Raw genomic sequence first — 17,958 nt, 5'->3', positions numbered from 1 at the left:
CGCCGATGACCCCTAGTTCAGAAGGAGGCAGGTCAATGATCGACCAGAGTGTGCGTTCGTTGCTTGAGGACGTGGTCGATACGCCGCTCAAACTGCAACTTGTGCTGCTGTTTGTTGAGCATCAGCAGTTGCGCGCCACTGCCGCGCAGGTGGCGAATCGCATCTACCGCGATATCTGGAGTACGCGCGAGGCGCTGCGCGAACTGGCAGAGAGCGGGGTGCTGTCCGAGACAATGACGAGAGACGGTCCGGTCTACGCATTTTGTCCATCGTGTGAACTGGCAGAACCGATCCATCGGCTGGTCCAGTGCTACAACGAGCCGCTGGAACGTGATCGGCTGCACCGCACGCTGCGCGAGATCGCCGGTGATGCATCGTACCGCAGGGCGATACGCATGGGTATTGCCTTTGAAAGCCTGAGTTTTTAGAAATCTGGAGTGGTATGTTTGACGCATTCAAGAAGAACGATGATCGTATTCCCCCCGACAGGCGCGATCGTGTTCCTCCGGGTCAGTACGTAACCGAGAAGTTTCCCGTTCTTCACTACGGCGACGTTCCAATCTATCACGATGTTGAAAACACCTGGGATCTGCGCGTCTGGGGTGAGATTGAGGCGCCAGCACGCTTCAGTTTTGCCGAGTTCCGCGCCCTGCCTACGATCACCATCACGACCGATATTCACTGTGTGACCCGATGGAGCAAACTCGATACCCGCTGGGAAGGCGTGCAGTTCAAGGAGTTTCTCAGGCATCTGCCGCCGCTCAAGCCGTCGGCGCGGTATGTGATGGCGCACTGCGAGCAGGGTTTTACGGCGAATGTGCCGCTCGAGGTGTTGCTGGAGGACGATGCGCTCCTGGCGTATAAATATGAAGGCGAGGAGTTGACCCCGGAACACGGCTATCCGCTGCGTCTGCTGACGCCGCGCAAGTATTTCTGGAAAAGCGCCAAATGGCTGCGCGGCATCGAGTTCATGGCAGAGGATCGCCCTGGTTTCTGGGAACGCTACGGCTATAACAATAATGCCGATCCCTGGAAGGAAGAACGCTTCGCCGATGAATGATGGCGCGGCGGGTTGCTGAAGCCCGGCTTCAGCAGCCCGCCATGGTCACTCACACCAGATACGGGCGCAGCACATTGCGCGCAAGCAGGAATCCTCGCTTCACCAGTTCTTCGGTTCCCTCAAACCGGCGATCCTCGTGCTCGATACTCACCACAAAGTCGTACCCGACGGCGTAAAGCGCAGCGATAAAGCGATCCCATCGCACTTCACCCAGCCCCGGCAGGCGCGGGATCTGCCATCCCATACCGGCGGACATCACTCCGTGCGCATACAGTCCATCACGGTTGATCTCCATATCCTTGGCATGGACATGGAAGATCCGATCCTTGAATTCGTACACTGCGCGCTCATAGTCGATCATCTGCCAGACGAGATGCGATGGGTCGAGGTTCAAGCCGAAGTTTTCGTCCGGGATAATGCGGAACATTTCGCGCCAGATCGCCGGTGAATGCGCCAGGTTCGTGCCGCCGGGCCATTCGTCGTAACTGAAGATCATCGGGCAGTTTTCGATGGCGATCCTGATATGGCGCTCAGCGGCGTAGCGCACCAGCGGGGGCCAGACTGCCGCAAACTGTTCAAGGTTGTCGGGAACGTTCTTCGCCGGGTCGCGCCCGATGAAGGTGCCGACGATCCCGACTCCCAGTTTGCTGGCGGCGTCGATGACCTTCTTGAGATGGGCGTTGACCTGCGCCCGATGCTCCGGGTCGGGATGCAGGTTGTTGGGGTAGTAGCCGAGTGATGAGATTGTCAGACCGGTACGCGCCATCAGGTCACGGATTTCGGTCGCGCGCGCATCGGTGAGCGTCTCGACATCGATGTGACAGACGCCGGCATAGCGCCGTTCCTTACCAGAACCGGCGGGCCAGCAGGCGATCTCAATGGCTTCAAAGCCGTTCGCCGCACCCCATTCGGCGCATTCCTCGAGTGAGAGATGCGGCAGCGCAGCCGTGAAGAATCCGAGTTTCATTGCAGTTCCTCCATGCTGTTAGCGTTCGATTGCCACCCAGCGCTCCTCGCGCGCGCTGCGCAGGATCGCTTCTCCCAGCAGTAGTTCCTCATGACCGTCGGCGAATGTCGGGTAGTCGGGCGTCGTTGGCGGCGCGCCTGCGGCAACCGCGCGGTAGACCGCTTTGTAGAGTTGTTTGAAGGTATCGGGGAAGCCTTCGGCATGACCGCCGGGGTAATCGGTTGTGCTGCGGGCAGCCGGGAGCAGTAACGCCGGATCGCGCAGCAACAGTCCGCTTGCGGTCTCGCGACGCCCCAACCACAACTCCTCAGGACGCTCCGAATCCCACGCCAGCGCCGAACGCTCGCCATCGATCTCGAAACTCAGCCGGTTTTTGCGCCCCGGACTGACCTGTGACACTGTCAGGACGCCGCGTGCACCGCTTGCGAAGCGCAGCAGGATGCTCGCATAGTCTTCAGTATGGATAGGTTGATCGATCGTCTCGGTAACGGTTACCTCTTTGCCGGTGAAGGTGTCGATAGGTCGGGTGGGTTTGCGGCGCACCGGAATGAATGTTGCCAGGTCGGCCATCACTGCACTGACCTTCTCGCCGGTGATGAAGGTCGTCAGGTCGAGCCAGTGCGAACCAATATCGGCCACGGCGCGCAATTCGCCGCCGAGTTCCGGCTCCAGCCGCCAGTTCCAGTCGGTGGGCAGCATGAGCCAGTCCTGGAGGTACGATCCCTGAATAATGCGCGGTGCGCCGATGTCACCTGCCTGCACCAGGGCGCGGGCGTGCTGGCAGAGCGGGTAGAAGCGAATATTGAAATTGACGGCGTGGACGATGCCTGCTTCGGTTGCCAGGTGCAGCAGTTCCGCCGACTCGGCGGACGTCATCGCCAGGGGCTTTTCGCAGACTACGTGCTTACCGGCGGCGATTGCCGCTTTGACCTGCGGGAAGTGCAGGTAGTTCGGGGTGGTGATGTGAACCACAGTGACCCGCGGATCAGCCAGCATATCCTCAAAACTGGCATAGACCGAAATGCCCATTGCATCGGCTTTCGCGCGGGCGCGTTCGACGCTCGAGCCGACCACGCCGAGCACCGGAATGCCGAGCCGGCGGAGCGCCTCGACGTGCACAACGCCGATAAATCCTGTACCGACAACAGCGGCGGCGATCTCTGGCATAGAGCACCTCTCTCCAGGCAGTGAACGACGCCTGATTTTCGCCCGATCATGGCTCCCTGTCAAGAAACCGCCAATGCGGACATGCACGAAGGAGTGGTACAATCGCCGCGTGCATGAGCGAATGCCTGCATCGTCAGGCGGCTCGCTTCACGCAGAAGAACAGGACAAAACCTGCAAGGAGGCAACCGGATGTCCGAAGTATCGATTGAGACCCTGACCTACGAACAGGTGGCGAAGACAATCGACCATTCCCTGCTGCGTCCCGAACTGACGACCCAGGAGGTCGCTGCGGGGTGTGATCTCGCACGGCGCTACCACACTGCGTCGGTGTGCGTCAAGCCATGTGATGTACCGCTGGCGGCGCGTCTTCTGGCGGGCAGCGATGTGGCGGTTGGCACGGTCGTCGGATTTCCGCATGGCAGCAGCGCGACCGCCGTCAAGGTGTTCGAGGCTCGTCTGGCAATCGAGCAGGGCGCCGTCGAACTCGACATGGTGATCAACATCGGCTGGTTGCGCTCCGGTCACGATGACGATGTGCTCGAAGATATTCGCGCTGTGGTGATTGCCACCGAGGGGCGGGCATTGGTGAAAGTCATTCTTGAGAATGCGTATCTCAGCGATGCCGAAAAGGAACGCGCTTCGCGCCTGGTCGAAGCGGCAGGAGCGGACTTCGTCAAGACCTCGACCGGCTTCGCTCCGTCTGGCGCAACCATTCCAGACCTGATCCTGATGCGACGGAGCGTGTCGCCGCGGGTGCAGGTGAAAGCGGCTGGCGGTGTGCGCACGCTTGATGCGCTGATCGATGTGTTGCGCGTTGGGGTGACCCGTGTCGGCGCAACAGCGACCGCCACCATCCTCGACGAGTTCTGTCGGCGCAAAGGGTTGCCGGTGATCGGCGAAGGAGCGAAGGCGCCGATCACGACGGGAGGGTATTAATTGTGCACATGGAACGTTGAGCGTTGCATGGTGCACGTTCGCGCGCATGCCCTGAACGAAGCGTGGGGGTTGCAGGTTGAAGGTGGGAAGGTGAGTGGGGGTTGCAGGTTGAAGGTGGGAAGGTGAGTGGGGGTTGCAGGTTGAAGGTGGGAAGGTGAAACGTATGCCGGTTTCAGATCCCATCGTCGTGGGCGGCATACGGCGAACCGGGCGCTTCAGCGCGGCATTGCGTATGCACTCCAGCACAGGGTGATATAGTGTCCAATTCTGCATAGATGTTCTCGAAAGCGCGCCACCTGGCGCGCTTTTGTTGTCGTCGGTGATCGCTGCTCAATCGTGTTCTTGGACGGCGTATAATAGCGGTATGAACAGCAGCGAGCAGTCTCTTTCGCGCTTTTGCACATTCTGCGGTGCAGACCTGCCGCCCGGTCATCCGCGTTTCTGCATCGAATGCGGTCAGCCGGTTGAGTCGTCGCTGCGTGTTGAGGATGCTGCACCTCATGCGACGACCGGACCGACAGTACGCCTGGCAAATGCTCGCACCGGGCAGATCGTTGTCGGCGGCACGGTGAAGTTACCGTCATCAGGCGCTGTACCGCCGGGGTTGTGGTTTACGCCGGAATTGCCCGGTCCTGACGATATTGTTGCAATCTATGCGCCGTTACGCGCAGTTGTGGGAGGCTGGAGCGGTCTGACCGACCACGGCTGGAAGAAATGTGACCAGGAGTGGGCAGCGGATGGAACCAGCCGCACGCTGGTGCGATTCACAGTTGAGCGCGTCTGGTTTGCAGCGCCGGGTGCAGCGCACAATATGCGCTTGCAGGTGCAGATCGGGGCTGTGGCGCACGCCGATGAGGGGCGCACACGACGCGGATTCCGCTACCGGATTGGCGCCGATCCGCCGATGGATGTCGTTGCTGCCTGGTGGATCGAGGGGCAGACGCCGCGCTTTGATCTGCCAGTGCCGCAGATCCAGATCATGGCGCCGCCGCGTGTTCCGCGCGTGTCGGATTATCCTGAGACGGTGCGCCGCATGAACGCCCGCGAGGCGGAAACGTGGGCGCGTCAGGGGGAAGTGCACGGGCTGTTCCGTATGCCGAACAGCGCCCAGCAGCGCACGCCAGCGGGTCGCGGCATCCCGCTGATCGAAGTCTCGGCGCTTGGCGCGTTGCTTCGTTTTGGCGGGGCAGTCGAGCGCCTCTACCGGGTGCAAATGTTTCGTCCGCTGGTGTGTGACGCTGCAACCTGGAAGCGCCTCAAACAGCGGATCGCGCAGGAGGCGGCGAGTCTGGGTCTCGATATGAACACAGACGCAATGATCGAATGGTGGCTTGATCGCGAGGGGTACGATGGTGCGCTCTTCGAGCGCAATGCGCATCCGTATGGCGGCGGTCGCGCCGCGATCGCCTTTCGCCGCAGCCAGATCGCCTTGATTGAATAATATAGAGGAGAAGAACAGTCATGCCACGCCCCAAACGCACGCGCGCCGTGCCCCAGGAAGGTCCGGCGCTGCGGATCGCCATGATTGCATCGGAATGCGTGCCATTCGCCAAAACCGGTGGATTGGCGGATGTTGTGGGTTCACTGCCGAAGGCGCTGCGCGCCCTGGGTCACGATGTCATTGTGATCATGCCGCTCTATAGTTTTATTAATCGTGAGCGCTACAACATTCGCCCGTTCCTGGCGCCGATGGGGGTCTGGATGGGGGATACCGAAGAATGGTGCGCCGTTCAGACCACCACGCACGACGGAGTACCGATATTTTTCATCGAGTTCGAGAAATATTTCGGACGCCCCGGATTGTACCACGACGCCGATTATAACGATTATCTCGATAACCCGCGCCGCTTCGGCTTTCTGACGCGCGCCGGATTGCAACTTTGCATCGACATGGGGTTCCGCCCCGATATCGTTCACGCGCACGACTGGCATACGGCGCTGGCGGCGGCATACCTCAAGATCTGGCACTGGAATGACCCGGTGCTGGGTGGCGCGGCGAGTGTGTTGACCATTCATAACATTGCGTACCAGGGTGTGTACGATGCTGTGCACTATCCCTATCTGGGATTGCAGTGGGGTAATTTCACTCCCGACAAGTTCGAGGATCACGGGCGGATCAACTTTCTCAAGGGGGGTATTCAGTATTCCGATATGATCAACACGGTCAGTCCGACCTACGCCCGGGAGACGCGCACCCCGGAAGGCGGGCATGGTCTGGCGATGTACCTGAATGACCGGGGCGACGCCTATCGGGGCATTCTGAACGGCGCCGATTACACCCAGTGGAATCCAGAGACCGACCCCCTTATTCCGGCGCGGTACAGCGCCCGCAACCTGACGGGCAAAGCGATCTGCAAACGCGAATTGCAACTGCGGATGGGTCTCGACCCCAACCCCAATATCCCGATTGTTGGCGTTGTCAGCCGCCTGGCGCATCAGAAGGGTCTCGACCTGCTGGCGGGCGCGATTGAAGGGTTGGTGAACCAGGCGCTGGTGCAGTTTGCCATTCTGGGTGCAGGCGATAGGGGTCTGGAAGGGTATTACGGGCTGCTGCCGATCCGTTTTCCGGGACGAGTCGGCAGTTTCATCGGCTACGATAACCAGCTGGCGCACTGGATCGAAGCCGGCAGCGACTTCTTCGCCATGCCGTCGCGCTATGAGCCGTGCGGATTGAACCAGATCTATTCGTTGCGCTACGGCACGCTGCCGATTGTGCGCGCCACCGGCGGTCTGGAAGATACGGTGCAGCAGTACGACGAGCAAACCGGCGCCGGCACCGGCTTCAAGTTCTACGAACCAAGCGTCCATGCTGTCTATTACACCATCGGCTGGGCGATCAGCACCTACTTCGACCGACCGCACCATATGCAGCAGATGATTCAGACAGCGATGGCGCAGGATTTCTCGTGGGAGCGCAGCGCCAGAGAGTATGTGCAGTTGTACCGTGATGCAATTGCGCGCAAACGGGGGATGTAACCATGCTCGAACAGGTCGATCTGACGCTCACGCTCAGCAAACGCGACTATCGCCAGCGCCTCGTCGATCTCCAGACACGCCTGTACGATATGGAACAGGCATTGTTCGAGGCGCGCATCCCGGCGCTGTTTGTGTTCGAAGGGTGGGCTGGCGCCGCCAAGGTGCGCACGATCAGCGTCATTACCCGCCGCCTCGATCCGCGCGGGTTGCGGGTCTACCCGATTACGCCGCCGCGCACCTACGAGATGCAGTATCCCTGGCTCTATCGCTTCTGGCTGAAGACTCCCAGTTACGGTCAGATTGCGATTTTCGACCGCTCCTGGTACCGTCAGGTACTGGGTGAGCGGGTGCGCAATGTGTTGAACGTCGCCGACTGGCGCGCGCGGTGCGAGGACATTGCGGCGTTCGAGCGGCAACTGTCGGACGATGGCGCCGTGATCTTGAAGTTCTGGCTGCACATTTCGCAGCGTGAACAGGGGCGACGGTTCAAAAAACTGCTCGGTGACAAAACGACCGCCTGGCAGGTGACGGAGGAAGACCTGTGGCAGCATCGCCACTACGAACGGGTGCGTGATGTGGTCGAAGACATGATCGCGCGCACTGACACTCCGTATGCGCCCTGGATCATTATTCCGGCAACGTGTGGGCACTATGCGCGCGTGGCGGCATTCGAGGCGATCCTGAGCGCGCTCGAGGCGCGCATCGGGCGTCGTCCGGTGGTTGGTGTGGATGCCGAAGCGCGCGAAGAACTGCTCGACTCGCGCGGCACATCCTTCCGTCGCAGCCTCGATGTGTTGCGCACGCGCGGCGCTCGCCCGACAACAATGGCGCTTCCGGGCGACGGCGCGGCTGCAACGCCCCCACTGCCAATCGGCGTCAGCATTCTGCGACGAGTCGATCTGAGCCAGCGTCTTGATCCTGGAAAGTACAGCCGTCAACTCAACAAATTGCAAGCCAAACTGCGCCTCCTTGGCTTTCAGGTCTATCTGCAGAAGCGTCCGGTTGTGGTTGTCTTCGAGGGGTGGGACGCCGCCGGGAAGGGTGGAACCATTCAGCGCATCACCGAGAAACTCGACCCGCGCAGTTATGTGGTGCACGCGATTGCTGCGCCGACCGGCGAAGACAAAGCGCACCATTATCTCTACCGTTTCTGGCGACGCTTGCCGCCGCGTGGACAGATCGCCATCTTTGATCGCTCGTGGTATGGGCGGGTGCTGGTCGAGCGTGTCGAAGGGTTTGCGCGCCCGGAGGAGTGGCAGCGCGCATACGCCGAAATCAACGAGTTCGAGCGCCAGCTGGTCGAGTTTGGTACAATTGTTGTGAAGTTCTGGATGCATCTCAGCCCGGAAGAGCAGTTGCGGCGTTTCGAGGAGCGACAGTCGATCCCGTACAAAGCCTGGAAACTGACCGAAGAGGACTGGCGCAACCGCGAGAAATGGCCGCAGTATGAGGTGGCGGCAGACGAGATGCTTCTGCGCACCTCGACGCCAGCTGCGCCATGGACGATCATTGAAGCCGAGGATAAGCGATTTGCGCGGATCAAGGCGTTGCGCACGCTGGTGCGTCGCCTGGAAGCGGAGTTGGGTCGGGTGAAACTGTAGGAGCCTGCTATGCGCCTGAGTGAAGACAAAATTCGCCGGATCGCCGAGCGACTGCACGATGAACTGGAACAACGCGGGTTGGTGGCGTACAAGGATCCGCGCGGCGCGACCCCCGGCGCCGGGCGCGCGGCGCGCGTCAAAGCGATCTATGATTTCATCGTTGCCGATCTGAAGATCGAGGAGGAGATCGACGCCGAAGTCGAACGGATTCTCAGCACCTACTCGCGCGAAATCAAGGGCACCGAGCGCGATGTGCTCTTTCGCAAGCACAAAGAAGAAGTGGCGCGCAAACGGGGGTATATTCTCTGATTGTGCGTCTGACCGCCGGGTCGCCTGCAGCATCGTCCAAAAACATGCTATAATACACAGCGAGGGCTGGTAGCTCAGCGGTAGAGCAGCGGTCTTTTAAACCGACGGTCGTGGGTTCGATCCCCACCCGGCCCACCACCCCTCCATTCGACCCGGCAGCGTCCACACCATCAGCGCTTTGGCTTCCATTGTTTCAACAACACGCAGGAAACTCATCGAGGTCGCGTTTCCAGGCGAGGCGGTCGGCGCTGCATCGTCCCGCTTGGACAAACGATAGCGGTATGGCGCGGGCCGCTGGCTCCTGCGCCGGTAGCGCGGTCCGCGACATTGTCGGGAACCGTGCAGGTCGAGCGGCGGTTCAGCGCAGCCCTGGATATGGAGCGCGACCTCACACTCTATCTTCCGCCGGGCCACGCCGTTTCTGGGAACTACCCGGTCATCTACGCAGCTGATGGTGAAGCGGTAGCAGGACTGGCGCAGGTCATCGAGCCGCTTATCACTGCGGGATCAATCCCGCCGCTCCTGATTGTCGGCGTCCACTCCGGCGAAAGCGATGTGCGCGCCATGGAATATTTGCCGCACATCAATCCGCAACGGTTTATGGCCCACGCCCGTTTCTTTGTGACCGGGGTTGCATCATGGGACGAGAAAGAGTTGGGCGCAACACCAGAGCGTATGCAGCGCGCGGTATTCGGCTTCTCCAACGGCTATTGTTTGCCGTCGGGGTAAACCCCTCGGCTAGCCAAGGCGAAGCCCGCCTGCGCGGGCTAGTGTGCCGTTGGGGTAATGGAGATTGTATCCCCGCTAGCCGTCGGGCTGAAGCCCTCGGCTAAGCGCGGCGAAGCCCGCCTGCGCGGGCTAGTGTGCCGTTGGGGTAATGGAGATTGTATCCCCGCTAGCCGTCGGGCTGAAGCCCTCGGCTAAGCGCGGCGAAGCCCGCCTGCGCGGACTGGGGCGCCGTCGGGGTAAACCCCTCGGCTAGCCAAGGCGAAGCCCGCCTGCGCGGGCTGGATTGACAGGCCGCGTCAGCGGCCTTCGTCCTGGTAGCCGAGCCCTTCAGGGCGACGGCTCACCGTCGGGGTAAACCCCTCGGCTAGCCAAGGCGAAGCCCGCCTGCGCGGGCTGGGGCGCCGTCGGGGTAAACCCCTCGGCTAGCCAAGGCGAAGCCCGCCTGCGCGGGCTAGTGTTTGCCGTCGGGCTAAACCCCTCGGCTAGACGGGACGAAGCCCGCCTGCGCGGGCTGGATTGACAGGCCGCGTCAGCGGCCTTCGTCCTGGTAGCCGAGCCCTTCAGGGCGACGGCTCACCGTCGGGCTAAACCCCCTCGGCTAAGCGCGGCGAAGCCCGCCTGCGCGGGCTGGATTGACAGGCCGCGTCAGCGGCCTTCGTCCTGGTAGCCGAGCCCTTCAGGGCGACGGCTCACCGTCGGGGTAAACCCCTCGGCTAGCCAAGGCGAAGCCCGCCTGCGCGGGCTGGATTGACAGGCCGCGTCAGCGGCCTTCGTCCTGGTAGCCGAGCCCTTCAGGGCGACGGCTCACCGTCGGGGTAAACCCCTCGGCTAGCCAAGGCGAAGCCCGCCTGCGCGGGCTGGATTGACAGGCCGCGTCAGCGGCCTTCGTCCTGGTAGCCGAGCCCTTCAGGGCGACGGCTCACCGTCGGGGTAAACCCCCTCGGCTAGGCGCGGCGAAGCCCGCCTGCGCGGGCTGGATTGACAGGCCGCGTCAGCGGCCTTCGTCCTGGTAGCCGAGCCCTTCAGGGCGACGGCTCACCGTCGGGCTAAACCCCTCGGCTAGCCAAGGCGAAGCCCGCCTGCGCGGGCTGGATTGACAGGCCGCGTCAGCGGCCTTCGTCCTGGTAGCCGAGCCCTTCAGGGCGACGGCGTGCCGTCGGGCTAAACCCCTCGGCTAGCCAAGGCGAAGCCCGCCTGCGCGGGCTGGATTGACAGGCCGCGTCAGCGGCCTTCGTCCTGGTAGCCGAGCCCTTCAGGGCGACGGCTCACCGTCGGGCTAAACCCCTCGGCTAGACGAGGCGAAGCCCGCCTGCGCGGGCTAGTGTGCCGTCGGGCTAAACCCCTCGGCTAGACGAGGCGAAGCCCGCCTGCGCGGGCTAGTGTGCCGTCGGGGTGAACCCCTCGGCTACGCGAGGCGAAGCCCGCCTGCGCGGGCTGAATTGACAGGCCGCGTCAGCGGCCTTTGTCCTGCTCGCCGAGCCCTTCAGGGCGACGGCGTGCCCGCACGGGCTGAATTGACAGGCCGCGTCAGCGGCCTTTGTCCTGCTCGCCGCGCCCTTCAGGGCGACGGCGTGCCTGCGCAGGCTGGATGGACAGGCCGCGTCAGCAGCCTTCGTCCTGCTCGCCGCGCCCTTCAGGGCGACGGCGTGCCGTGGGGGGATGTCGAGATTGTCGCCAATCAGCAATTCGAGGGAAGAAAGGAATATGTTAACGCAGTGGCAGGGTATGCATTGACGCACCCTTATCCTGATGGACGAGGTGAGGCGAGCATACCCTGCCTTTCGTGGTTTATCTCTTGTATGGATACATCCCGACTTAGAGCCTATCCGAAAAACTGCAACCTTTTCGCCTGCGGCGTGATTGCCGTGCGTGCCGCCGGGTTATTCGGACAGGCGCTACGACGTGGAAGTCCGACGGGCTTGTCTACGGGCGAGCGGGATGCGCTCCCTCAAGCCCGCGCAGGCGGGCTTCCCGCCTGCCAGCCGCGACTTCAGTCGCCAGGCGGCGAGCGGAAACACCCTGTCGCACAAGGTTCGTCGTTCCGACACTCGAAACAGTCACGCGACCCGGTGTGCTCAGAGCCTATCCGAAAAACTGTAACCTTTTCGCCTGTGGCGTGATCGCCGTGCGTGCCGCCGGGTTATTCGGATAGGCTCTAAATGCTCAATCTCCATTAGCCCGACGGCAAGAGCGAATACCGGATTAGGTGCTCAATCTTCACGACCCATCCCGTCTCAGAACTCCTCCTCCGGCATCGATGGCGTGCGCGCACCGTTCTTCTTCGGCTCCGGCGCATCGGTGATCAGCGCATCGGTCGTCAGGACGATACCTGCAACGCTGACCGCATTCTCGAGCGCGGTGCGCACCACCTTTGCCGGGTCGATGATGCCAGCCTGCATGAGATCAACGTATTTCCCGGTCATCACATCGAACCCGTAGTTCGGATTGTTGTGTTCACGCTGGAGCGTGCGCACCTGATTCACCACCACCGAGCCGTCCTCACCGGCGTTGATCGCCAGCTGGCGCAGCGGCTCTTCCAGCGCGCGGCGCAGAATGTTCAGCGCCATGCGCTCTTCCTCAAACTGCGTCTGTACATTATCGAGCGCCGGGATGGCGTTCAACAGCGCGATGCCGCCGCCCGGTACGATGCCTTCCTCGACTGCGGCGCGGGTCGCGTTCAGCGCATCCTCAACGCGCGCCTTGCGCTCCTTGAGCGCCGGTTCGGTCGGAGCGCCGACCTTGATCACCGCCACGCCGCCTGACAGTTTGGCGACGCGCTCCTGCAGTTTCTCACGGTCGTAGTCCGATGTCGTGGTTTCGATCTGCTGCTTCAGCTGCCGGATGCGCGCCTGGATCGCCTGCTTGTCGCCGAACCCTTCGACAATCACCGTGTTGTCTTTGTCCGACTTCACCCGGCGAGCGCGACCGAGGTCTTGCACTTTGGCGCTGTCGAGTTTGCGCCCGACCTCCTCACTGATGACCGTGCCGCCGGTCAGGATGGCGATGTCCTGGAGCATCGCTTTGCGGCGGTCGCCAAAACCGGGGGCCTTCACCGCCAGCGCGTTGAGGGTGCCGCGCATCTTGTTGACCACCAGGGTCGCCAGCGCTTCGCCATCGACATCTTCAGCAATGATCACCAGGTCCTTCTTGCCGGTCGCCAGCACCGCCTCCAGAATCGGGAGCAGATCATTGACGGCGCTGATCTTCTTGTCGGTGATCAGGATGTACGGCTCGTCGATGACCGCCTCCATGCGGCTCGAATCGGTCACGAAGTAGGGCGAAATGTACCCGCGGTCGAACTGCATGCCCTCGACCAGTTCGTACTCCAGGGTTGTGCCTTTGCCCTCTTCGATGGTGACGACCCCATCATGCCCGATCTTATCCATGATGGTCGCCAGCAACTCGCCGATCTCCGGGTCTTGGGCGGAGATGGTCGCTACCTGGCGAATCTCGTCACGGCTCTTGAGGGTGATCGATTGCTCTTTGATGCGTGCAACCAGCGCCTCGCGCCCTTTATCCAGACCACGTTTGAAGATCATGGGGTTGGCGCCTGCGGCGACCAGTTTCAATCCTTCGTCGATCATCGCCTGCGCCAGCACTGTGGCCGTTGTTGTGCCGTCACCGGCGACATCGTTCGTTTTGCTGGCGGCTTCTTTGAGGAGTTGGGCGCCCATATTCTGGAAGGGGTCCTTCAGTTCGACCTCCTTCGCTACGGTGACGCCGTCATGGGTGACGGAGGGTGCACCCCATTTCTTGCCCATCGCAACGTTGCGCCCGCGAGGACCAAGCGTTGTCTTCACAGCGAGCGCCAGGGTATCAACGCCGTGCTTGAGCGCTGCGCGCGCCTGCTCGTTGAATATCACCTGTTTCGCCATAGGCTATTCCTCCTGAATGATGCCAAGCAGATCGCGTTCTTGCAGGATCAGATACTCTTCATCATCGATTTTGAATTCAGTTCCGGCATATTTGGCGAACAACACCTGTTGACCGACTTCGACGCTGATGGGGATGAGTTTGCCGTCATCGGTGTGCCGCCCCGGTCCGACGGCGATGACTTCACCCTGCATAGGCCGCTCTTTCGAGGCGGTATCAGGCAGGATGACGCCGCCTTTGGTCTTTTCTTCCCTGGGTTTGGGCTTGACGACAACCCGATCGCCTAATGGTCGAACATGCATAGGCTCGCCTCCTTATCGGATTGCGTGTTCTGTGTGTTTTGGGAAATTGACACTAGATTCTATAGCGTCACAGTGTTAGAAGAGTATAAGCGGCATGTTGGTGATATATTAGACATGTGCTTGAGAAGACAAACCACCACCCCTGCTCAGTTTCAGCGCAACTCTGAACGCTCTGCATTCGTCCCACCAGCAGGTATCTTCAAGGAGCATGCCATGATGCTGAGCCCGCGCTGGCGCAAAGTTTTCGCCGATGTCTGGAGCAATAAAACCCGCACCCTCCTGGTCGTCCTGTCGATCGCTGTCGGTGTCTTCGCGATTGGCGCAATCGCTGGCGCCAATGCGTTGCTGTCACGTGAGATGACTGCCGCATACCTGGCAGTCAACCCCGCCGATGTATCGATCTACTGCGATGCGTTCGATGACGACCTGGTGCGTTCAGTACGTCGGATCCCCGGCGTCGCTGAGGCTGTCGGCAGTCAAACCGTCAACGCACGCATCCAGATCGGTTCTGATCAGTGGCGCGATCTGACGATCTATGTTGTGCGCGACTTTGAAGACATGCGGATCAATAAAGTATTCCCGGTGGCAGGCGCATGGCCCCCGCCCCACCGCGAATTGCTGATCGAACGCGCATCGCTGCCGCTGACCGGCGCCGCAATCGGGGATACCGTGACTATTCGACTGACCAATGAAACTCAGCGCCGCATGCGCATCGCCGGAGTTGTGGCGACTCCCAACCTTCCGCCAGCAGCCCTGACCAACCAGACGTATGCATTCATGACGTTCGAGTCGCTCGAATGGCTCGATCAACCCCAGTTCTACACCGGGTTGGATATCACCGTGACCGGTGATCGCTTCGACAAGCAGCATATTGAAGCCGTCGCCGCCCTGGTGCGGAGCAAGATCGAAAGCAGCGGTCGCGCCGTCTACTTCACCTACCTGCCGGAACCCGGACGGCATCCGGCGTATCAGGTGTTGCAACCGTTATTCTTGCTGCTTGGTTTACTGGGCGCGCTCTCGTTGTTCGCCAGCGGCTTTCTGGTCGTTAATACGATATCGGCGCTGCTGACCCAGCAGGTGCGGCAAATCGGCGTGATGAAAGCCATCGGCGCCCGCTCGGTCGATATCGTCGTTATGTATCTCGCAGGCGTGCTGCTGCTTGGGGGGATGGCGCTGGTGATTGCAATGCCGCTGGCGTATCTGGTTGCCGCAGGTCTCACCATCCTCATCGCCGGTATGATGAACACCGATGTGACCAGTCTGGCAATGCCGCTTGAGGCGTGGCTGATCATGATCGCTGTCGGTCTGATCACGCCGTTGCTGGCAGCGCTCCTGCCGATCTTCGGCGGCGCCCGCGTGACGGTTCATGAGGCGATCAGCGGCTACGGTCTGGGGAAGGGACGCTTTGGGCGTGGTCGCATTGATCGTCTGTTGGAGCGTATTCACGGACTCTCTCGTCCGTTGATGTTATCGCTCCGCAACACCTTTCGGCGCAAAGGACGGCTGACGTTGACAATGATGACGCTCACGCTCTCGGGCGTCATCTTCATGTCGGTGTTCAGCGTGCGCGACTCGATGCTGTTGACGCTGGACGATGCGCTGAAATACTTCAATTTTGATGTCATGGGGATGTTTTCGCGCTTTTATCGCGTCGAACAGATCGAACGCGAGGCGCTGGCCGTGCCCGGTGTGACCGTTGCTGAGAGTTGGGGCGGGAGGTCGGTGCGTCGCGTTCGCGCAAACGGCACAGAAAGCGCAGAACTGTTCATGTACTCGGTGCCCGCTGACACGCGCATGATCATTCCGACCGTTCTTGAGGGACGCTGGTTGCTCCCTGATGATGAAAACGCACTGGTGATCAATTCGAGTGTGCTCAGCCTGGAACCTGATATCAAGGTCGGCGATACCGTGACGCTGAAGATCGACCGCCGCGAGATGGAGTGGAACGTGGTCGGCATTGTGCGCGGCATTGGCGGGCAGGCGATGGTGTACACCAACTATCCATACTTTGCGCGCGTCAACGGCTTCGTTGGACGCGCCGCCATCCTTGTGGTGCAGATCGAACCGGCGGACGCCGCCAATCAGGAGCGGGTCGCAAAGGCGCTCGATGAGCATTACAAATCGCTCGGCATGCGGCTTGCGTTCACGCAGACCGTCGCAAGCATCCGGCAGCAGAACGAACTGTTCTTCAACATCCTGGTCGCCTTTCTGCTGGTCATGGCGCTCCTGCTGGCAACTGTCGGCGGATTGGGCTTGATGGGAACGATGAGCATCAATGTGCTCGAACGCACCCGCGAAATCGGCGTTCTGCGCGCCATCGGCGCATCGAACGGCGCGGTACAGCGCATTGTTGTGACCGAGGGTATCATCATTGGCGTGCTGAGTTGGGCGCTGGCGATGATCGTTGCCGTTCCGCTGGCGAAACTGATCTCCGATGCCGTGGGTATGGCGTTCTTCCAGACACCGCTGACCTTCTCGTTCTCGGTTGGCGGTGCGATCATCTGGCTGGTGCTGGTGACGATCGTCGCGGCAATTGCAAGCCTCGTGCCGGCATATCAGGCGACGCGCCTCACGGTACGCGAGGTGCTGGCGTATGAGTAGCGCTCAGGGAGCAGAGGGTTGCGCCCCAGAAGACGCCGCCAGCAGCGCCAGGTAGTGGGCGATCATTTCGCACCCGCGCGCAAAGCAGTCGAGGTTCAGTTTTTCGTTCGGCGCATGCATATTGTCGTCGGGCAAGCCGAAACCGGTTATGACCAGCGGCGCCCGCAGCGCCTCCTGCAGATCGGCGGCAACTGGCAATGTGCCCCCGCCGATCGTGAAGGCTGCCGGCGCACCGAAGGCTGCCTCGAACGCCCGCGATGCAGCCTGTATCGCTCCGGCGCGATAATCGATGAGGACAGGATGGGATGCACTCAGCACCTTCACATCGAGTGTAACGGTTGGCGGCGCCTGCTCCTGCAAAAACCGGGTGACGAACTGTACGATTTCGTGCGGCGCCTGGTATGGAACAAGCCGCATTGAGATTTTCGCCGTCGCCTGTGCCGGGATGACGGTTTTCTTCCCTGGTCCGGTGAAACCGCCGCCGATGCCGTGAATATCCAGGGTGGGTCGAATGCTGGCGCGTTCGATAGCGGAAAAGCCGGCTTCGCCTGCGAGCGCCGGTACGCCGGTCATCCTCAGAAGAGCAGCGTCATCAAGTGGCAGTGATGCCAGCAGACGCCGTTCGGTATCATCGACGGCGCGCACCCGGTCATAAAAACCTGGCACGCGCACGCGGCGGGTTACGCCATCCTGAAGCGCCGCCAGCAACCGGACCAGAACATTGAAAGGGTTTTCTACTGCGCCGCCAAAGGTTCCTGAGTGCAGGTCACCCGCAGGTCCGCGAACCGTGATCTCCAGGTAGCAGTTCCCCCGCGTTCCGTACAGGATGAGCGGTTGCTGCGGGGTAAACATTGTCGAGTCGATGATCATCACGGCATCGCATTGCAGACGTTCCGGTTGCGTGCGAACAAAACGCCGCAGCGCCACGCTGGACGTTTCTTCTTCACCCTCGATGATCAGTCTGACATTCACCGGCAATCTCCCGGTCACATGCAGCCATGCCTCGAGCGCAGCGATTGCCGCCATAACCTGCCCCTTATCATCAGACGCGCCGCGGGCATACATGGCGTTGTTTCTCACTGTTGGAACGAAAGGCGGCGTGTACCAGGCATCCGTCGGATCGGCAGGTTGCACATCGTAGTGCCCGTAGATCAGCAACGTTGGCGCCGTATTGCCTGCTCCTAACCACTCGCTGATGACCATCGGATGCCCATCGTCGGCGATGATCGCGGTATGATCCATGCCGATGCGTCGCAGATAGTCTGCCAGCCACTGTGCAGCAGTTGTCATATCTGCGGTGTGCGCCGGATCCATGCTGACACTGGGAATCGAGAGAATCTCGTGCAGCGCCTCCAGAAGCGATTGCTGCTGTGTGCGTAGATGCGAGATAACCGTGTGAAGCGTCTCTGATGCTGCTCCAGGTGGCATGGTTTCTCC

Annotated in this window: 15 protein-coding genes and 1 tRNA gene; 10 read left to right on the top strand and 6 right to left on the bottom strand. The window is 61.2% G+C overall.

Annotated elements, in window-relative coordinates:
• The first annotated feature begins 35 nt into the window (after positions 1-35).
• Together ROSERS_RS05600 and ROSERS_RS05595 are read left to right on the top strand one after the other, a co-directional pair.
• Positions 36-428 (top strand): hypothetical protein, encoded by a 393-nt coding sequence (locus tag ROSERS_RS05600; RefSeq protein ID WP_011955848.1) that lies wholly within the window; start codon positions 36-38, stop codon positions 426-428.
• A 14-nt stretch (positions 429-442) separates the two neighbouring features.
• Entirely contained in the window at positions 443-1,060 is a 618-nt protein-coding gene (locus tag ROSERS_RS05595) for a sulfite oxidase-like oxidoreductase (RefSeq protein WP_011955847.1), read from the top strand.
• A gap of 49 nt (positions 1,061-1,109) precedes the next feature.
• On the opposite strand, the gene ROSERS_RS05590 is transcribed toward ROSERS_RS05595, so the two are convergent.
• Positions 1,110-2,027, bottom strand: a complete 918-nt coding sequence (locus tag ROSERS_RS05590) for a sugar phosphate isomerase/epimerase family protein (RefSeq protein ID WP_011955846.1) — start codon at positions 2,025-2,027, stop codon at positions 1,110-1,112.
• Between the two features lie 18 nt (positions 2,028-2,045).
• Positions 2,046-3,194 (bottom strand): Gfo/Idh/MocA family protein, encoded by a 1,149-nt coding sequence (locus ROSERS_RS05585; RefSeq protein WP_011955845.1) that lies wholly within the window; start codon positions 3,192-3,194, stop codon positions 2,046-2,048.
• Positions 3,195-3,383: 189 nt separating this feature from the next.
• Between ROSERS_RS05585 and deoC the strand changes: the two genes are divergently transcribed.
• The 7 genes from deoC to ROSERS_RS23965 all read left to right on the top strand — a co-directional run bounded on the left by deoC (position 3,384) and on the right by ROSERS_RS23965 (position 9,745).
• On the top strand, positions 3,384-4,130 hold the full coding sequence (gene deoC / locus ROSERS_RS05580; protein WP_011955844.1) for a deoxyribose-phosphate aldolase: 747 nt from the start codon (positions 3,384-3,386) through the stop codon (positions 4,128-4,130).
• A 364-nt stretch (positions 4,131-4,494) separates the two neighbouring features.
• Complete coding sequence (locus ROSERS_RS05575; RefSeq protein ID WP_011955843.1) at positions 4,495-5,571, top strand: zinc ribbon domain-containing protein; 1,077 nt, start codon at positions 4,495-4,497, stop codon at positions 5,569-5,571.
• Between the two features lie 20 nt (positions 5,572-5,591).
• Positions 5,592-7,106, top strand: a complete 1,515-nt coding sequence (gene glgA, locus ROSERS_RS05570; protein ID WP_011955842.1) for a glycogen synthase GlgA — start codon at positions 5,592-5,594, stop codon at positions 7,104-7,106.
• A gap of 2 nt (positions 7,107-7,108) precedes the next feature.
• Complete coding sequence (locus tag ROSERS_RS05565) at positions 7,109-8,707, top strand: hypothetical protein (RefSeq protein ID WP_011955841.1); 1,599 nt, start codon at positions 7,109-7,111, stop codon at positions 8,705-8,707.
• 9 nt (positions 8,708-8,716) lie between these two features.
• Positions 8,717-9,016 carry a DUF507 family protein gene (locus tag ROSERS_RS05560; protein WP_011955840.1) on the top strand — a complete coding sequence of 100 codons (300 nt, stop codon included), beginning with the start codon at positions 8,717-8,719 and terminating at the stop codon, positions 9,014-9,016.
• A gap of 63 nt (positions 9,017-9,079) precedes the next feature.
• A tRNA-Lys gene (locus ROSERS_RS05555) sits at positions 9,080-9,154 on the top strand.
• 201 nt (positions 9,155-9,355) lie between these two features.
• A complete protein-coding gene (locus ROSERS_RS23965) occupies positions 9,356-9,745 on the top strand; it encodes an alpha/beta hydrolase-fold protein (protein WP_049767471.1) in 390 nt (129 codons plus the stop codon).
• Positions 9,746-11,668: 1,923 nt separating this feature from the next.
• On the opposite strand, the gene ROSERS_RS25855 is transcribed toward ROSERS_RS23965, so the two are convergent.
• The 3 genes from ROSERS_RS25855 to groES form a co-directional block, all read right to left on the bottom strand.
• Positions 11,669-11,806, bottom strand: coding sequence for a hypothetical protein (locus tag ROSERS_RS25855; protein ID WP_157040979.1), 138 nt, complete (start codon positions 11,804-11,806; stop codon positions 11,669-11,671).
• 173 nt (positions 11,807-11,979) lie between these two features.
• A complete protein-coding gene (gene groL / locus ROSERS_RS05540) occupies positions 11,980-13,620 on the bottom strand; it encodes a chaperonin GroEL (RefSeq protein WP_011955839.1) in 1,641 nt (546 codons plus the stop codon).
• 3 nt (positions 13,621-13,623) lie between these two features.
• A complete protein-coding gene (gene groES, locus ROSERS_RS05535; protein ID WP_011955838.1) occupies positions 13,624-13,920 on the bottom strand; it encodes a co-chaperone GroES in 297 nt (98 codons plus the stop codon).
• 213 nt (positions 13,921-14,133) lie between these two features.
• Here groES and ROSERS_RS05530 point away from each other — a divergent pair, with 213 nt between their 5' ends.
• Positions 14,134-16,521: an ABC transporter permease gene (locus ROSERS_RS05530; RefSeq protein ID WP_232282771.1), complete on the top strand. Its 2,388-nt coding sequence runs from the start codon at positions 14,134-14,136 to the stop codon at positions 16,519-16,521.
• A gap of 3 nt (positions 16,522-16,524) precedes the next feature.
• Here ROSERS_RS05530 and ROSERS_RS05525 read toward each other — a convergent pair whose 3' ends face one another.
• On the bottom strand, positions 16,525-17,949 hold the full coding sequence (locus ROSERS_RS05525; protein WP_011955836.1) for a dipeptidase: 1,425 nt from the start codon (positions 17,947-17,949) through the stop codon (positions 16,525-16,527).
• Positions 17,950-17,958 lie beyond the last annotated feature (9 nt).

This window comes from Roseiflexus sp. RS-1 (genome assembly GCF_000016665.1).
Taxonomy (GTDB): domain Bacteria; phylum Chloroflexota; class Chloroflexia; order Chloroflexales; family Roseiflexaceae; genus Roseiflexus.
This window is presented reverse-complemented; position numbering and strand designations above follow the sequence as displayed.

Excerpts from the sequence above, each read along its gene's own strand:
- deoC (WP_011955844.1), top strand. The coding sequence starts at position 3,384 with ATGTCCGAAGTATCGATTGAGACCCTGACCTACGAACAGGTGGCGAAG.
- ROSERS_RS05565 (WP_011955841.1), top strand. The coding sequence starts at position 7,109 with ATGCTCGAACAGGTCGATCTGACGCTCACGCTCAGCAAACGCGACTAT.
- ROSERS_RS05575 (WP_011955843.1), top strand. The coding sequence starts at position 4,495 with ATGAACAGCAGCGAGCAGTCTCTTTCGCGCTTTTGCACATTCTGCGGT.
- ROSERS_RS05595 (WP_011955847.1), top strand. The coding sequence starts at position 443 with ATGTTTGACGCATTCAAGAAGAACGATGATCGTATTCCCCCCGACAGG.
- ROSERS_RS05600 (WP_011955848.1), top strand. The coding sequence starts at position 36 with ATGATCGACCAGAGTGTGCGTTCGTTGCTTGAGGACGTGGTCGATACG.
- ROSERS_RS05525 (WP_011955836.1), bottom strand. The coding sequence starts at position 17,949 with ATGCCACCTGGAGCAGCATCAGAGACGCTTCACACGGTTATCTCGCAT.
- groES (WP_011955838.1), bottom strand. The coding sequence starts at position 13,920 with ATGCATGTTCGACCATTAGGCGATCGGGTTGTCGTCAAGCCCAAACCC.
- groL (WP_011955839.1), bottom strand. The coding sequence starts at position 13,620 with ATGGCGAAACAGGTGATATTCAACGAGCAGGCGCGCGCAGCGCTCAAG.
- ROSERS_RS05560 (WP_011955840.1), top strand. The coding sequence starts at position 8,717 with ATGCGCCTGAGTGAAGACAAAATTCGCCGGATCGCCGAGCGACTGCAC.
- ROSERS_RS05590 (WP_011955846.1), bottom strand. The coding sequence starts at position 2,027 with ATGAAACTCGGATTCTTCACGGCTGCGCTGCCGCATCTCTCACTCGAG.
- ROSERS_RS05530 (WP_232282771.1), top strand. The coding sequence starts at position 14,134 with ATGATGCTGAGCCCGCGCTGGCGCAAAGTTTTCGCCGATGTCTGGAGC.
- ROSERS_RS05585 (WP_011955845.1), bottom strand. The coding sequence starts at position 3,194 with ATGCCAGAGATCGCCGCCGCTGTTGTCGGTACAGGATTTATCGGCGTT.
- glgA (WP_011955842.1), top strand. The coding sequence starts at position 5,592 with ATGCCACGCCCCAAACGCACGCGCGCCGTGCCCCAGGAAGGTCCGGCG.